At 70.1% G+C, this 14,273-nt stretch carries 13 protein-coding genes and 1 pseudogene; 8 read left to right on the top strand and 6 right to left on the bottom strand.

What is annotated here, in order from left to right; all coding sequences use genetic code 11:
- Window positions 1–794: sigma 54-interacting transcriptional regulator (locus ACE3QP_RS19930; protein WP_374438553.1), on the top strand; the 794-nt coding region annotated here is incomplete at its 5' end.
- Here the strand turns inward: ACE3QP_RS19930 and ACE3QP_RS19925 are convergent.
- A complete protein-coding gene (locus ACE3QP_RS19925; protein WP_374438552.1) occupies window positions 757–1,200 on the bottom strand; it encodes a hypothetical protein in 444 nt (147 codons plus the stop codon). The two genes, ACE3QP_RS19930 and ACE3QP_RS19925, sit on opposite strands and share 38 nt — an antisense overlap.
- A 149-nt stretch (window positions 1,201–1,349) precedes the next feature.
- Here ACE3QP_RS19925 and ACE3QP_RS19920 point away from each other — a divergent pair, with 149 nt between their 5' ends.
- From ACE3QP_RS19920 to ACE3QP_RS19910, 3 genes and pseudogenes are all read left to right on the top strand, one after another.
- The gene (locus ACE3QP_RS19920; protein ID WP_374438550.1) at window positions 1,350–1,880 is read left to right on the top strand and encodes a hypothetical protein; all 531 of its coding nucleotides are present in this window, start codon (window positions 1,350–1,352) and stop codon (window positions 1,878–1,880) included.
- A gap of 235 nt (window positions 1,881–2,115) precedes the next feature.
- Window positions 2,116–2,367, top strand: a pseudogene (locus tag ACE3QP_RS19915) (sigma 54-interacting transcriptional regulator); the annotation flags it as partial.
- A gap of 65 nt (window positions 2,368–2,432) precedes the next feature.
- Entirely contained in the window at window positions 2,433–2,555 is a 123-nt protein-coding gene (locus ACE3QP_RS19910; RefSeq protein ID WP_374438555.1) for a helix-turn-helix domain-containing protein, read from the top strand.
- A gap of 16 nt (window positions 2,556–2,571) precedes the next feature.
- Here the strand turns inward: ACE3QP_RS19910 and ACE3QP_RS19905 are convergent, their stop codons facing one another.
- The 3 genes from ACE3QP_RS19905 to ACE3QP_RS19895 form a co-directional block, all read right to left on the bottom strand.
- Window positions 2,572–4,761, bottom strand: coding sequence for an ATP-binding protein (locus tag ACE3QP_RS19905; protein ID WP_374438549.1), 2,190 nt, complete (start codon window positions 4,759–4,761; stop codon window positions 2,572–2,574).
- 69 nt (window positions 4,762–4,830) lie between these two features.
- A complete protein-coding gene (locus ACE3QP_RS19900) occupies window positions 4,831–6,678 on the bottom strand; it encodes an ABC transporter ATP-binding protein (protein ID WP_374438547.1) in 1,848 nt (615 codons plus the stop codon).
- A 39-nt stretch (window positions 6,679–6,717) separates the two neighbouring features.
- The gene (locus ACE3QP_RS19895; protein ID WP_374438545.1) at window positions 6,718–8,181 is read right to left on the bottom strand and encodes an ankyrin repeat domain-containing protein; all 1,464 of its coding nucleotides are present in this window, start codon (window positions 8,179–8,181) and stop codon (window positions 6,718–6,720) included.
- A 160-nt stretch (window positions 8,182–8,341) separates the two neighbouring features.
- On the opposite strand from ACE3QP_RS19895, the gene ACE3QP_RS19890 reads away from it, so the two are divergent.
- The 4 genes from ACE3QP_RS19890 (at window position 8,342) to ACE3QP_RS19875 (ending at window position 11,268) form a co-directional block, all read left to right on the top strand.
- Entirely contained in the window at window positions 8,342–9,445 is a 1,104-nt protein-coding gene (locus tag ACE3QP_RS19890) for a sensor histidine kinase (RefSeq protein ID WP_374438544.1), read from the top strand.
- Entirely contained in the window at window positions 9,442–10,221 is a 780-nt protein-coding gene (locus tag ACE3QP_RS19885; RefSeq protein ID WP_374438543.1) for a LytR/AlgR family response regulator transcription factor, read from the top strand. Before ACE3QP_RS19890 ends, ACE3QP_RS19885 begins: the two co-directional genes overlap by 4 nt.
- Before the next feature lie 140 nt (window positions 10,222–10,361).
- Complete coding sequence (locus ACE3QP_RS19880) at window positions 10,362–10,637, top strand: hypothetical protein (protein ID WP_374438541.1); 276 nt, start codon at window positions 10,362–10,364, stop codon at window positions 10,635–10,637.
- Window positions 10,638–10,659: 22 nt separating this feature from the next.
- Window positions 10,660–11,268, top strand: a complete 609-nt coding sequence (locus ACE3QP_RS19875; RefSeq protein ID WP_374438540.1) for a M23 family metallopeptidase — start codon at window positions 10,660–10,662, stop codon at window positions 11,266–11,268.
- A 30-nt stretch (window positions 11,269–11,298) separates the two neighbouring features.
- On the opposite strand, the gene ACE3QP_RS19870 is transcribed toward ACE3QP_RS19875, so the two are convergent.
- Complete coding sequence (locus ACE3QP_RS19870) at window positions 11,299–13,413, bottom strand: caspase family protein (protein WP_374438538.1); 2,115 nt, start codon at window positions 13,411–13,413, stop codon at window positions 11,299–11,301.
- A 90-nt stretch (window positions 13,414–13,503) separates the two neighbouring features.
- Window positions 13,504–14,259 (bottom strand): hypothetical protein, encoded by a 756-nt coding sequence (locus ACE3QP_RS19865; protein ID WP_374438536.1) that lies wholly within the window; start codon window positions 14,257–14,259, stop codon window positions 13,504–13,506.
- Window positions 14,260–14,273 lie beyond the last annotated feature (14 nt).

Genomic DNA, 14,273 nt, shown 5'->3' with positions numbered 1-14,273 from the left:
AATGGCTGGCCCAGGCCCTGCACGCCAGCAGCGCGCGCCGCGGCAAGCCCTTCGTGGCGCTGAACTGCGCCGCCCTGCCTGAGGGCCTGATCGAGGCCGAGCTGTTCGGCTACCAGGCCGGCGCTTTCACCGGCGCGGCACCACGCGGCGCGCCCGGGCGCCTGCGCGAGGCCCAGGGCGGCACCCTGTTCCTGGACGAGGTGGGCGACATGCCCCTGGCCCTGCAGGCCCGCCTGCTGCGCGTGCTGCAGGACCAGCGCGTGCAACCCCTGGGCGGCGGCGCCGCCGTGGCGGTGGACTTCCAGCTGCTCTGCGCCAGCCACCGCCGCCTGCAAGACGAGGTGCAGGCCGGGCGCTTCCGTGCCGACCTGTACTACCGCATAGCAGGACAGACTCTGTGCCTGCCGCCGCTGCGCGAGCGCAGCGACTTCGACGCTCTGGCGGCGCGCATCCTGCACGAGCTGGCCGGCGCCAACGCCCCGCGCCTGGCCCCCGAAGTGGCCGCCGCCCTGCGCCGCCAGCCCTGGCCCGGCAATCTGCGCGAACTGCACCATGTGCTGCGCGGCGCCTGGGCGCTGCTGGAGCCTGGCGAGCGGGAGATCGGCTGGGCGCAGCTGCCACCCGAACTAGCGGCCTCAGCCCCAGCGCCTGCCCCCGCAGCGGCCCTGGACCTGCGCAGCCTCAGCCAGCAGGCGCTGCAGCAGACCCTGCAAGACTGCGGCGGCAACCGCACCGAGGCCGCCCGACGCCTGGGGCTCAGCCGCAGCTCGCTGTACCGACGTCTGGGCGGCTGACCCCGCTGCGCCGGTACTTGCGCACCCGCGCGTGCGGCAGCGCCACACCCCCGCGCTGCTGCGCCGCATCGGCCTGCCGCAGTTGCGCCTGCAGCGGATTGACGCGATCGCCCGCGCGCTTGGTGATGCTGGAGGGCGCCACCACTTCACAGTGCAGACCCTGGGCGCTGAGGTGGCGGTAGATCACAAAGCCACAGGGCCCGGCCTCGTAGCCGATGTGCAGGCGCTGGCCGGCACTGATCAGGCGGCGCAGCGCCTTGCCCTGCGCGGCCTGATCGCCGCCGATGGTGCCCAGATGGCGCACTTCGGCATCTCGCCCGGCCTGGGCCACAGCGATGTTGATGCGGTCCTTGTGGACGTCCAGACCCAGGTACGCCGTCACCGGCGCGGTGATAGATTGGTTCACGGCCCAACTCCTCGCAACAGTGCAAAGGTGCCACCGACCCTCGGTGCCGCACTTTGGTGTAGCTCGGCGCGTCCCAACCGCGCAACCTACGCAATCGCCGGAGTTGGGCCGCCTCGAATTACCAAGCCATCTTGTCTAGGCCTCATTGAATGGAAGCGCGACCGCTCGGGCACAGGATTGGAAAGGTTGTTGCCCAGCTATTCGCGCCGGTCGCGCGGCTCTGTGGCTGGTGGCTGGCTTTTCGAACCCCTTCAGGCTCCTCCTTTTTCCTGCTGCCTGACGGATTTGCCGCCTTAATGGTTCTTTTCGCGCCGATTACGCTGTACCCGCCAATACTCTTCAGGTATCCGCTCCAGCTGTTTGCCGCAGCTCTTATTGCACCGCTGGCGTGCTTGTCCTTGCTCAGGGTTCGTGGGGGTGAAGTTGCGCACGTCAAGCTCTTCTTCTTTCTTCCGTACTGGCTGACGAAAGTGCCCCTGGGCAGCAACTTCGAGTTGTATGAGGCCTGGGGGGACGACCGCCCTTCCGGGGTCGCCTTCTCCCTTCCTCCGAAGAGTGGTGAGTACCTGCACCTCGGGACGTGGTCAAACGCCGAAGAGTTGCATGTCTCTGTCGGCACCGCGTTGAAGGAGCAGGGTTGGAAGCCGCATCCCGATTGGAACTGGTTGCTAACGCGATGAGGCCTATCAAGAATCACACTCCAAGTAGTTGATTTCATTGCCCCGTTTCCCACGGCCTGCGCACTGCTCAGGCCGTTGCTGTTTCTGGCGCAGGCATCAGGCACAGGCCCAGTTGCTGGGCACGGCGGCTGAGGTTGGCAACCACCCGCTGGCGATAGCGCTGTTCAAAATTCCCTGCCCTGGATCGGTGTACTCCTGCCCTTGGGTGAGCATGGCGTAGATCAGGCGTGCCAGTTTGTGGGCGGCGGCTGTCACGGCCCCGACCCTTCCCGCGGCGCCGCCGCAGGACGCGCTGGCGGCGCTGGACAGCGGCGACCCCACGCTGCACACCCTGCTGCAGCGCGCCCGCCGCCTGCTGGACCGTGGCATCCCGCTGCTGCTGCAGGGCGAAACCGGCACCGGCAAGGAATGGCTGGCCCAGGCCCTGCACGCCAGCAGCGCGCGCCGCGGCAAGCCCTTCGTGGCGCTGAACTGCGCCGCCCTGCCTGAGGGCCTGATCGAGGCCGAGCTGTTCGGCTACCAGGCCGGCGCTTTAACCGGCGCGGCACCACGCTGCGCGCGCTGCAGCAGCAGGCGCTGCGCGAGGCGCTGGACGCCTGCGGCGGCAACCGCAGCGAGGCCGCACGGCGCCTGGGCATCAGCCGCAGCTCGCTGTACCGCGCGCTGGGGGGCTGAGGCGCAAAGCGGGGAATCAGCCCGCCTCGGGCGGGGCGCAGCGCGGCAGCTTCAGCTCGAAGCGGGCGCCCTGACCCGGCGTGCTCTGCAGCTCCACCTTGCCACCGAGCGGGCCGGTGACCAGGCTGTACACGATGTGCAGGCCCAAGCCACTGCCGCCCTGCCCCAGCTTGGTGGTGAAGAAGGGCCGGAACACGGCGCTCTGCATCTCGGGCGGAATGCCGCAGCCGTTGTCTTCCACGGCCAGCACGATGGCATCGGCATCGGCTTCCAGCAGGCGCACCTGCACCAGGCCATCGCTGCGTCCCTCCAGGCCGTGCAGCACGGCGTTCTGCACCAGGTTGGTGATCACCTGCCCGAAGGCGCCGGGGTAGCCCTCCAGTTCCAGCTCTGGCGGCAGATCCAGGCGCAGTTCGAAGGGGTGGCGCTTGAGCGACAGGCTCAGCAGGGCCACCACCTCCTCCACCACCGCGCGCACCTTGAAGCGGCGCCGCACCAGGCCGGCCCGGTCCACCGCCACCTGTTTGAAGCCGGTCACCAGCCCGGCGGCGCGCTCCACATTGCCCAGCGCCAGCGTCAGCGCCTCGGCCTGCTCGGCCATCAACGCCACCAGCTCCCCGCGGCGCACGGGCGGGCGCTCCAGCAGGGCCCGCACGGATCGGCCGCGATCGCGCGCGGTGTCGGTGGCCATCAAGGCATTGCCCAGCGGCGTGTTCAGTTCGTGGGCCACGCCCGCCACCAGAGCGCCCAGCCCGGCCAGCGTCTCCTTCTGCACCAGCTCTTGCTGCGCCTGCTGCAGCTGGCTCAGCGAGTCCTGCAGGCGCTGGTTGGCCTGGCTCAGGTCCTGCGTGCGCGCCTGCACGCGCGCCTCCAGGGTTTCGTTCAGGGTCTGCAGGTCGCGCGCATGGGCTTGCTCGGCCTCGCGCTGCGCGAGCAACTGGCGCGCCATCTGGTCGAAGGCGCGGGCCAGCTGCGCCAACTCATCCCGCCCCTGCAGCCCCACCGGCCCCGGCACTTCCCCTTCACCCAGGGTGCGCACGGCGCCCTCCAGGCGCGCCAGCGGCACGGCCAGTTTGCGCTGCAGCACCCGGCGCAGGCCAAACAGGGCCAGTGCCATGCCCAGCATGCCGCCCAACACGATGCCCAGCGCCACGCGGCGCACTTTGTCATCCAGCGTGCTCAGCGGCAAAAGCTGGACCGCCCACCAGCCGGGCCCGGGCACACGCGCCCAGGCCACAAGATGCTGGCCATCGGCGCTGAGCTGCGCGACCGGCGGCATGCCGTTGTAGTCGCGCAGCGAATTCCACATCGCGTTCAGCACCGGGTCGTTCAATTTCGCCAGGCTGAGCTGCCCCTGCGCCTGGGCAATGCGCTCGCGCAGCTTCGGGTGGGCGATCAGCTCACCCGCAGGGCTCACCACCAGGGCGGTGGCGTCGGGGGCGGCGCCGCGCCCCACTTCCTGCAGCAGCGCGTCCACGGTCAGGTCGTGCCCCACCGTGCCCACCCAGCGCCCACGCCAGTCCAATGGCTGGATCACCGACACCATCCAGACCTTGGCCTCGCTGTCGAAATACACCGGCGTCCAGAAGGGCTGGCGCAGTGGGTTGCGGGCGGGCGCCGAGCCCTGCATGGTCGGGTAGTCGAAGTTGTCCGTCTGCGGCGTGGCGCCCCGGCCCCAGTCGATGCCGCGCGAGAACACCATCAGACCCTTCTCGACGAAATCCACGTAGGCCGAAAAGTGCGGCGGCACCATCGCCGGCCCCTGCTCGCTGAGCAGCTCGTAGCTCAGCACAGCGCGAAAGCGCGCGTCCTCGGAGGGGCCTTGCGGCCCATGTTGCAGGTAGAAGGTGGGGCGGGTCTCCGGGTCCAGCCAGGCCGGCCGCAGCCGCCACACGCCGTCGGGGTCGCGAGCAAACAGGGCATCGAAACGCTTGGCCAGCTGCTGCGCGTCGCTGGCCTGCGCGCGGCGCAGCCATTCGGCATGCAGCCGCGCCACGCTGGTCTGCCCGGCACGCAGCGGTTGCCCCAGGCCTTCCACCTGGGCCTGCACCTGGCGCTGCAGGTTGTCGGCGGCGCTGTCGCGCACCAGGCGCTGCACCGTGGCGTAGGCCAGCAGAGCCAGCGCCAGCAGGATGGCGGTCATCAACAGCGCCAGGCGCCAGCCGATCTGGCGCGTCAGGCTGGCGCTCACATCATCGAAGCGCATGCGGACTCCGGTGGGAAGCTGCGATGCTATCCAGATCCACGCGCCAACCCGGCCGAGCGACCAGGCCGCTCAGTCCTCGCCCAGAAAGCCGCCGCTCTGGTGCGCCCACAACCGCGCGTAGATGCCCCCCTGCGCCAGCAGCTCGGCATGCGTGCCGGTCTCCACCACGCGGCCCTGCTCCATCACGATCAGCCGGTCCATTGCGGCGATGGTGGACAGGCGGTGGGCAATCGCCACCACGGTCTTTCCTTCCATCAGCTGGTAGAGCGATTCCTGGATCGCGGCCTCGACCTCGCTGTCGAGCGCGCTGGTGGCTTCGTCCAGCAGCAGGATGGGGGCGTCTTTCAGCATCACGCGCGCGATGGCGATGCGCTGGCGCTGGCCACCGCTGAGCTTGACGCCGCGCTCGCCCACATGGGCGTCGAAACCGCTGCGGCCCTTGGGGTCGCTGAGCTGGGCAATGAACTCGCTGGCGTGGGCGCGCTCGGCGGCGCGGCGCAGGTCTTCCTCGCTGGCATCAGGGCGGCCGTATAGGATGTTGTCGCGCACCGAGCGGTGCAGCAGCGAGGTGTCCTGCGTGACCATGCCGATGGCGCGGCGCAGCGAGTCCTGCGTCACCGTGGCGATGTCCTCGCCGTCGATGCGGATCGCGCCGCCGCCTTCCGGCAGGTCGTAGAGGCGCAGCAGCAGGTTCACCAGCGTGCTCTTGCCGGCGCCGCTGCGGCCCACCAGGCCGATCTTTTCGCCCGGGCGGATCACCAGATCCAGGCCGTCGATCACCGGCCGTGCCTGGCCATAGCCGAAGCGCAACTGCTCGAAGCGGATCTCGCCGCGCGGCACCTGAAGCTCGGTGGCGTTCGGGGCGTCGTTCACGGTGGCGGGCCTGCTCAGGGTCTTGAGCCCGTCCTGCACGGTGCCGATGTGCTCGAACAGGCTGGCCATCTCCCACATCACCCAGTGGCTGATGCCGTTCAGGCGCATCGCCATCGCCGTGGCCGCGGCCACCGCGCCCACGCCGATCAGGCTGCCGCCCCAGAGCCAGAGCGCCAGCAGCGCGGTGCTGCCCACCAGCAGGGCCGAGAGCAAGGTGTTGACAACCTCGAAGGCCGTCACCAGCCGCATCTGCCCGTAGGCCGTGGTCATGAATTCCTGCATCGCCTCCTTGGCGTAGCTGGCCTCGCGGCGGCCATGGGCGAAGAGCTTGACGGTGGCGATGTTGGTGTAGGCGTCCGTCACCCGGCCGGTCATCAGGCTGCGCGCATCGGCCTGGGCCTGGGCGATCTTGCCGAGCCGCGGTACGAAGAAGCGCAGGCAGCCCAGGTAGAGCAGCAGCCAGGCCGCAAAGGGCAGCATCAGCCAGGCGTCGAAGCTGGCGACGATGCCGACCAGGGTGCCGAAGTAGACGAGCACGTAGACCAGGATGTCGACCACGATCAGCCAGGTGTCGCGCACCGCCAGCGCGGTCTGCATCACCTTGGTGGCAATGCGGCCGGCGAACTCGTCGCCGAAGAAAGCCAGGCTTTGCTCCAGCATGCGGCGGTGGAAGATCCAGCGCAGGCGCATCGGGAAGTTGCCGAACACGCCTTGGTATTTGGTGAGCGCCTGCCCACAGGCCAGCAGCACGCTGGCCAGCAGCACGGCGCCCAGGGTCCACAACACCGGCTGGGGCTGGCTCCAAAGCGCCTCGGGCTTCATGCCGGAGAGCCAGTCCACCAGCGAGGCCATCAGGCTGAACAGCAGGGCCTCGGCGGCGGCAATGCCGGCCGTCAGCAGGGTGACGGCGAGCAGGTGCGGCCGCACCCCTTCGGCGCAGCGCCACAGGAAGGCAAAGAAGCTCGCCGGGGGCTGGCTGGGGTGGGCGGTGGGGTATGGGTCGACAAGGCGCTCGAAGCGCGCGGCAAGACGGTTCAACAGCATGGCCGCGAGTGTCGGCCCAGTTGGCCGCCACCCCTGCGGCTACGGCGCCTTCACGGCCGCCTGCAGCACGGCCTGCACGGTTGGGAACTGGCGGCGCTGCGCGATGGCCAGGGCGTTGTCGCCGCTGTCGCGGCCGGCCTGTGCCGGGTCCGCCCCGTGGGCGAGCAGCAGTGCCACCAGCTCGGCGTGGCCGAAGAAGGCGGCCCAGTTCAAGGCATGGTCCTGGTTGCGGTCCAGCTGGTTGACGGGTGCGCCCTGGGCCAGCAGCAGGCCGGCCATGGCGGTGCGGCCGTCGCGCGTAGCCTCCATCAGCGGCGTGCTGCGGTAGCGGTTTTCGCCTGTGGCATCCACCCGGGCACCGGCGGCCAGCAGGGCCTGGGCCAGTTCCAGTTCGCCCCAGGCGGCGGCCAGGGCCAGCGGGCCGTGGCCGGCGGGGTTGGGACCATCGGGCGGCGCGCCGGCAGCCAGCAGGCGCTGCAGTTCGGCGGCGTCGCCGTCCAGCACGGCCAGGCTGAGCTTGAGCGTTGGCGTGGCATCGGGCCCGGCCGCCAGCCGCCGCAGGGCCAGGCGCATGAAGAGGCGGTTGCGCTGCTCCACCGCCACGTCGAGGGCGTCGTAGCCATCGGCGGCGCGCTGTCGCGGCGCAGCCCCGCGGGCCAGCAGCAGGGTGGTCAAGGCGCCCTGCTCGCGGTCGGTGAAGGCGGCCAGGTGCAGGGGCGTGAAGCCCTTGGCATTGCCGCGGTTGACCTCGGCGCCGGCATCGATCAGCACCCGTGCCAGCTCCACCTGCAGGCCGCGCGCGGCCTGGTTCAGCGCGCCGGCCACGTCATGCCCGGGGTGGCCGCCCACGCGCGGGTCGGCGCCGTGCGCCAGCAGGCTCTGCAGCAGCGGCAGCGGGCCGATGCGCGCCGCCAGCGCCAGCGGCGCGAAGCCGCTGGGGTTGGGCTGGGTGGGGTCATGCCCGGCGCGCAGCAGGGCGTTCAGCCGGCCCAGGTCCTGCGCGGCCACGGCGCGCAGCAGGGGCAGTGACCCGGCGTCCGCTCCCGCGCGCTGTTCCCAAAGCTCCAGCAGGGCCTGCACGGCGCCCAGGTGGCCGTACTCCAGCGCCCAGTCGAGCGGCTGGTAGCCGTTGGGCGACTTCAGCCCCAGCTGCGCGCCGGCCAGGGCCAGGGTGCGCACCATGGCCACGTCGCCGCGCGCGCTGGCTAACGCCAAGGCGCTGCTGCCGCGCGCGGTACGCGCATCCACGGGCGCGCCCTGCCGCAGCAGCCATTGGGCGCTGCGGGTGGCGCCGGCCTGCACGGCCAGGATCAAGGGGCTGGCGCCGGGCGTGCCCTGCAGCCAGGCCGGGTCGGGCGGCTCGCCCACCTGGGCGCGCAGGGCTTCCAGCGCGTCGCGTTCAATCAGCGGGCGCCAGGGCGGCGGTTCGGCGCGCAGCGGCGCGGCGGTGAGCAGCAGGCCCAAGCTGAGGATCAGCAGTCGCGGCGGGGGGGTCCAATGCATCGGGGCCTCGGGTCAGACGGAACAGGGCCGCACCCTAGGGGCCCGGCCGCCACGCCCACCCCAGCAAGGGACGAACTGGGCAATCCGTGCCACCAATGCCTTTGGCGCGGCTTCCATAATTTCCGCGCCCCCTGCCCTCCCGGCCCCGCACGGGCCTGCCATGCCCAGCCCTGCCACCCCCTTGAGCCACCGCGTACCGGCGGCGCTGCGCCCGCTGCTGGCCAGCGTGCTGGTCTGGACCCTGATCCTGACCGCCATGTGCGTGGCCATCTACAGCGATGTGCACCGCCAGGGCCAGACGGTGGACTTCACACGTCTGTGGCTGCGCAATCTGCCGATCTATTTGCCGCTGATGGCGCTCAGCCTGTTCCTGCACCGGCTGTTCGCCCGCCATGGCCCGGCGCTGGCGCGGCCCGCGCGCGCGCTGGGGGTGTTTGTGTTGCTGGCCCTGGCCTTCATGCCGCCGTACATGGTCTACCAGGAACTCGTCGAAGCCGCGTGGCATGGCAAGGCGGCCGGGCCGCTATGGGAGCTGCTGACGCGTCAGCCCGCCTACAGCTGGTGGATGGACACGGTGCTGCTGGGCGGCGCCTACACCGTGCAGATGGCACTGAGCGCCTGGCAGCGCAGCCGCCAGCGCGAACAGCAGCTGCAGCAGACCGAGCACGAGCTGCTGGGCCTGCGCTTGAGCCTGCTGCAGGGCCAGCTGGAGCCGCACTTCCTCTTCAACAGCCTGAACAGCGTCTCGGCCCTGGTGCGCGGCCAGCAGCCTGAGGCGGCGCTGAGCGCGCTGGCCCGCCTGGCCGATTTGCTCCGCTATGCGCTGCGCGCCAGCCGCAGCGACTGGGTCTCGGTGGCCGAGGAACTGGACTTCGTGCGCGACTACCTGGAACTGCAAAGCCTGCGCTTCGGCGGCGCATTGCAGCTGAGCTGGGATGTCGAAGAGCACGACTGGAGCAGCCTGGCCCTGCCACCGCTGCTGCTGCAGCCGCTGGTGGAAAACGCCATCCACCATGGTCTGGAGGCACAGGGCGGCAATGGCCGGCTGCACATCGCACTGCGCCTGCTTCCCCAGGAGCGCCTGCAGCTGCAGCTGAGCAATTCCCTGCCTGAGCAGGGTAGCGACAACAGCGGCCATGGCCTGGGCCTGGCCAGCACGCGCGAACGCCTGGCGCTGCTGTACGGCGGGCAGGCCTGCCTGCAAACCGAACGCAGCGCCGACGAATTCCGCCTCACCCTCAGCCTGCCGTCGCACGCCCTATGACGCCCTGGACCGCCCTGATCGTGGATGACGAGGCGCTGGCGCGCAGCAACTTGCAGCTGGCGCTGGAGGCCCACCCCGGCTGGGCTTGCGCCGGCAGCTGCCACAACACCGTGGCCGCCCGCGTCGCGCTGCAGCAGCAGGCGGTGGACTTGATCCTGCTGGACATCAAGATGCCGGGCCAGAACGGCCTGGCCTGGGCGGCCGAGCTGTGCACGCTGCCGCAGCCGCCGCTGGTGGTGTTCGTTACCGCCTACGACCAGCATGCGCTCAGCGCCTTCGATGTCTACGCGCTCGACTACCTGCTCAAGCCCTTCGACGGCGCGCGTTTCGCCAGCATGCTCAAGCGCGCCGAAGAGGTGCTGAACCTGAAGCAGACCGCCGCCTGCGCCAGCGCCATGGGCGCCTACTTTGCCGAGCGCCAGGCCCTGGAAGCCGGCCAGCCAGCACCGCCGCTGCGCAGCCTGACGGTGCGCTCGATCGGCGTGGTCGAACGCATCGAGGTGGCCGACATCGAATGGGTGGGCGGGGCCGGCAATTACGTGCGCCTGCAGCTGCCCCAGCGCGTGGTGCTGCACCGCGCCACCCTGGCTGGCATGGAAGAGCGCCTGCCGCCGGCCGAGTTCCTTCGCGTGCACCGCACCGCCCTGGTGCGCCGCAGCGCGGTGGCGGCGCTGAAGGCGAGCGGGCCTGGGTCCTTCAGCCTGCAGCTGAAGTCCGGCGCCGAAGTGCCGGTCAGCGACCGCCATCTGGAGGCGGTGCGGGCGCTGTTCGGCTGACGCATTCATCCCATCGGCGGGTGCATTCGTCCCGGCTTACCGGGCTTGCACCCCGGGATGGCCCGGCTGGTCACCGCCACCTGGATGCGGATGCGGCGGGCAGGCAGGCTGCGAAGCCCCAGCCTCCCATGGACCCCGCAATGACGCTTCAAACCCTTCTGAAAGCCCTGGCCCTGAGCGCCAGCACCCTGGCCCTGCCACAGGCCCTGGCGGTGGACCTCGTCAACAAGGACAGTCGCCGCTACGAGATCGAGATCGAGGAAGGCGCCAGCACGCAGCGCAGCTCGATCGGTGCCAGCACCACCCAAGGCGGCGTGTGCGTCAAATGTCGCATCGTCGTGGTGGGCGTGGGCGCGCTCGATGTCGAAGGTTCCGTCACCCTGGTGATCGACGATGGCCGTCTGCGCATCCAGTAAGGCCGCCAGGGCCCGCTGTGCCTTGCTGGCACTGCTGCTGCTCGGCGGCTGCGGCGGTGGCTCGAACGGTGGTTCCGGTGAGGCCGGGCCGGGCAATCAGGCCGCCGCCGGCTGCCCGGCCCAGTACCCCGACCCCGCGCACTCGCTCTACGTGTTGCCCTGGGCTGCGGGAAAGACCGTGCGCACCGGCCTGGCCAACTGCTCCAGCTCCTTCCACTCGGCCGGCCGGCCGGACCAGTTCGCCTTTGACTTTGACTTCGATGAGGGCAGCCCCTTCGTCGCCGCGCGCGGCGGCCGCGTCAAGACTGTGGTCAACACCGAGCCCAGCAGCGGAGGCGGCGGCAGCACCGGCAACTACGTTGTCATCGAACATGGGGACGGCACCTCGGGCCTGTACCTGCACAGCCCGCGCGGTGGCATCCTGGTGCAAGAGGGTGAAACGGTGGCCCAGGGCCAGGTCCTTGGCGTGACCGGGCGCTCCGGCTATGCCGGCTACCCGCATCTGCACTTCATGGTGGTGCAGGGCGAGGCGATCTACCCCTATGTCGGCGTGCCGGTCTCCTTCCGCAATGCCGACCCACCCGACCGCGTGCTGCGCAGCTACCGGAGCTACCGTGCGCTCGCTTACTGAGCGGCAACGCGCACCCGGCGCGCGGCCTCCCTACAAGGCCGGCGCCACCACCGCCGCCTTCTTCACCGCCGCGGCCATGGCGTCCTTCAGCTGCTTCTCGGCCGTTTCCATGCGCAGCCGGTAGGTATCCAGCTCGGCTTGCTGGCTCTGGTGGCGGGCCACCTGGCGGCGCAGCTCCTCCAGTTCCTGCTGCGCGCCCTGGCTGGCGCGCAGCTTGTCGGCGATCTGCGCGTTCTGGGCCTGCAGTTGGTCGCGTTCCTCGCGCAGCCGGGCCAGGCTGGCCGCCGTGGGGGCGTCCTTGCCCACCTGGTGCAATTGGGCTTCGAGCTCGCGGATGCGCGCCTGCTGCTGCTCGGACAACGCGCGGTCACGCACCAGCTCGACCTGCCGGGTCTCGTACTGCTGCAGGCGGGTGCGCGTCTGCTGCAGCTCCTTATCGCGTTCGGCCAGCACCTGGGCCGACTGGGCGAGGCGGTCGCGCTCCTGCTGCAACTGGTTCAGCGCCGACTGCGAGAGCTTCTTCTCCTGCGTGCCGACCTGGATCTCGTCTTGCAGCCGGGCCATGCGCGTCCGCACCGCCGCCAATTCCTTCTCGCGCGCCTCCAGGTCCTGCTTCAGCCCCTGGATGGCCTGCTGCTGCTCGCCGGCCAGGCGCTGGATCTGCGCCTTTTCCTGCACCAGCGCCTGGTAGGCGCGCTCCGAGTTTTCCAACCGGCCTTTGGTGGCATTCAACTCGGACTGCGTCTGCGCAAAACGGGCCAAGCGCTTGCGCAGTTCCTCCAGCTCGGACTGCGCCACGCGCGCCGCGCGCAGCTCCTGCGTCACGGCAGCGTTCCTGGCCAGCAGTTCATCGCGTTCCGCCTTGAGGCGGTTCACATCCGCCGCGGAGCGCTGGGCCTGGCCGGCCTGCGCCAGCTGCTCCTCCAGCTCGCGGATGCGCTCCAGCTGGCCGGCCACCACCTGCTGCTGCTTCGTGGTTTCGGCTTGGGCCGCCTCCAGCTGCTGCAGCTGGGTCCGCGCCTGCTGCAGTTCACGGTCGCGTTGCGCCAGCAGGCGGGCCGAGCCAGCGAGCGTCTCGCGCTCGGCTTCCAGCTGCGCCAGTGCCTGCTGAGACATCTGCTTGTTCATCGAACTGACGCGCATGTCCTCCTGCAGCGTGGCCATGCGCTGCTTCAGGGTCTGCACCTCCTGCTCACGCGCCTCGAAGTCGGTACGCATGGCAGCAATGGCGGCGCGCTGCTGCTCGGTGAGCTGCTGCATCTGCTCCTTCTCGCGCACCAGGGCCTGGTACTGCGCGGTGCTGACGCGCGTGCCGCAGCCCACGAAGCAGAACTCGCCGGTGAAGGAGAAGTTGATCCAGGGCACCTGGGGCTGGCCGAAGGGCGTGGAGTCGGTGCGCACGCCGTCGATGACGCGCTTGAACATCTCCTCGATGTTCAGGCCCGGGCTGTCCAGGTGCTTGAGCAGGTGCGCGGTGAAGAGCCCGTTGCGGCCGAGGCCGTCGTAGGCCACGCGCCCCGGTGCCGTGGGGTAGATGACGATGCTGCCGGCCGGGGCATTGGGCAGCGCCAGGCCGCCGCCTGCCCCGGAGGCCGAGCGGCTTTGCGCAAAGGGGTTCTCGCGGCAGGCATCGAGGATGAGGATAGAGAGGCGCACGCCCGAGGCACGCAGCTCGTCGAACAGGAAGGAGAGCCGGAAGGTCTCGTCCGGCACATAGGACTCGCTGCTGACCTCGGCCTCGGTGGGCACCAAGTAGTTCTCGCCCCCCACCTCGATGCCGTGGCCGGCGTAATAGAACAGCGCCGTGTCGTTCGGTTGCAGGCGTTTGACGAAGGCCGCCACCACCCGGCGCATGCTCTTGGGGTCAGGCAGGTTCTCGGCGCACTCCACATCGAAGCGCAGGCCACGCAGCTTGTCGCAGATGGCGCGGCTGTCATTGACCGGGTTTTTCAACGCCGAGAGGTGCTTGTACTGCGCGTTACCGATCACCAGCGCCGTGCGCCGCCCCACCTCAGGCGCCAAGGCCGCGGCCGCTGCAGGTGCCGCCACGGCCGCCCGCGCAGAGCGTTCGTCTTGTGCCGCAGCCTCCTGCTGCAGCGCCGCCGCCAGGATGCAGCCCAGTCCGCCCCAAAGCCAAGCCTTCACCGCTGCACCCCGCCTTCGCCGTCCGGCCTTGCGCTGGATTGAAGCGCTTGCGCAGCAGGCGCGCAAGCGCCGAACTCGCTCAGAACCTGCTCAGAAGGACAGGCTCAAACCCAGGGCCAGGCCTTCGGTGGTGTCGCGCAGCTCGGTGGGGCGATTGGTTGTCGGGCTCAGGGCGATGCGGAAGCCATCAGTGGCCAACACCTGGCTGCGATACCCCAGGGTCAGGGTCATGGCCTTGGCCGCCCCTACGCCCTCGAAGGAATAGGCCAAGCCGGCCTCGCCCAGCCAGTAGTCGGCATTGAACTTGGACCGGCCGCTGGCATCCGCCACCGGGAAGCGGCCCTTCACGCGGCCGTAGCCGACATTGCCGTACAGGCTGAAGCCGCGCGTCAGCGGCGCCGAGCCCAGCACGCCCAGGATCGGGCCGCTGTACTTGAACTCGGTGCCGCCCGTGAACTCCTGCTTGACGCTCTTGTGACCCAGTGAGACCGCCAACGTGGGCAGCACGTAGTAGCCGGCATGGAAGTCGGTTTCCTCGCGCTTGGAAGAAAAGGGGCCCGCGTTGCCATCGAAGCTGTAGCGGGTCTTGACGAAGCGGCTGGCCGACAGCAGCCAATCGCCGTGGCGCAGGGAAACGGAAGGGATCAACGCCGCCTTGTCCTGGCTGCTGAAGTTCTCGGACGCACCGGGGATGGTCGCATTGCCCACCACCGTGGGCGGGTAAACGTCCCAGGTGCTCCAGGTGTTGGACCAGGCCCGCAGACCCACCGTCAGCGTCGTCGCGTCATCTGCCCAGGCCGCAGGGCCCAAGGCAATCGCCAGAAGAAGTGCGCACTTGGTCTTCATGAAGTCCCCTGCTG

Source organism: Inhella sp. (assembly GCF_041912635.1).
Classification (GTDB): domain Bacteria; phylum Pseudomonadota; class Gammaproteobacteria; order Burkholderiales; family Burkholderiaceae_C; genus Inhella.
This window is presented reverse-complemented; position numbering and strand designations above follow the sequence as displayed.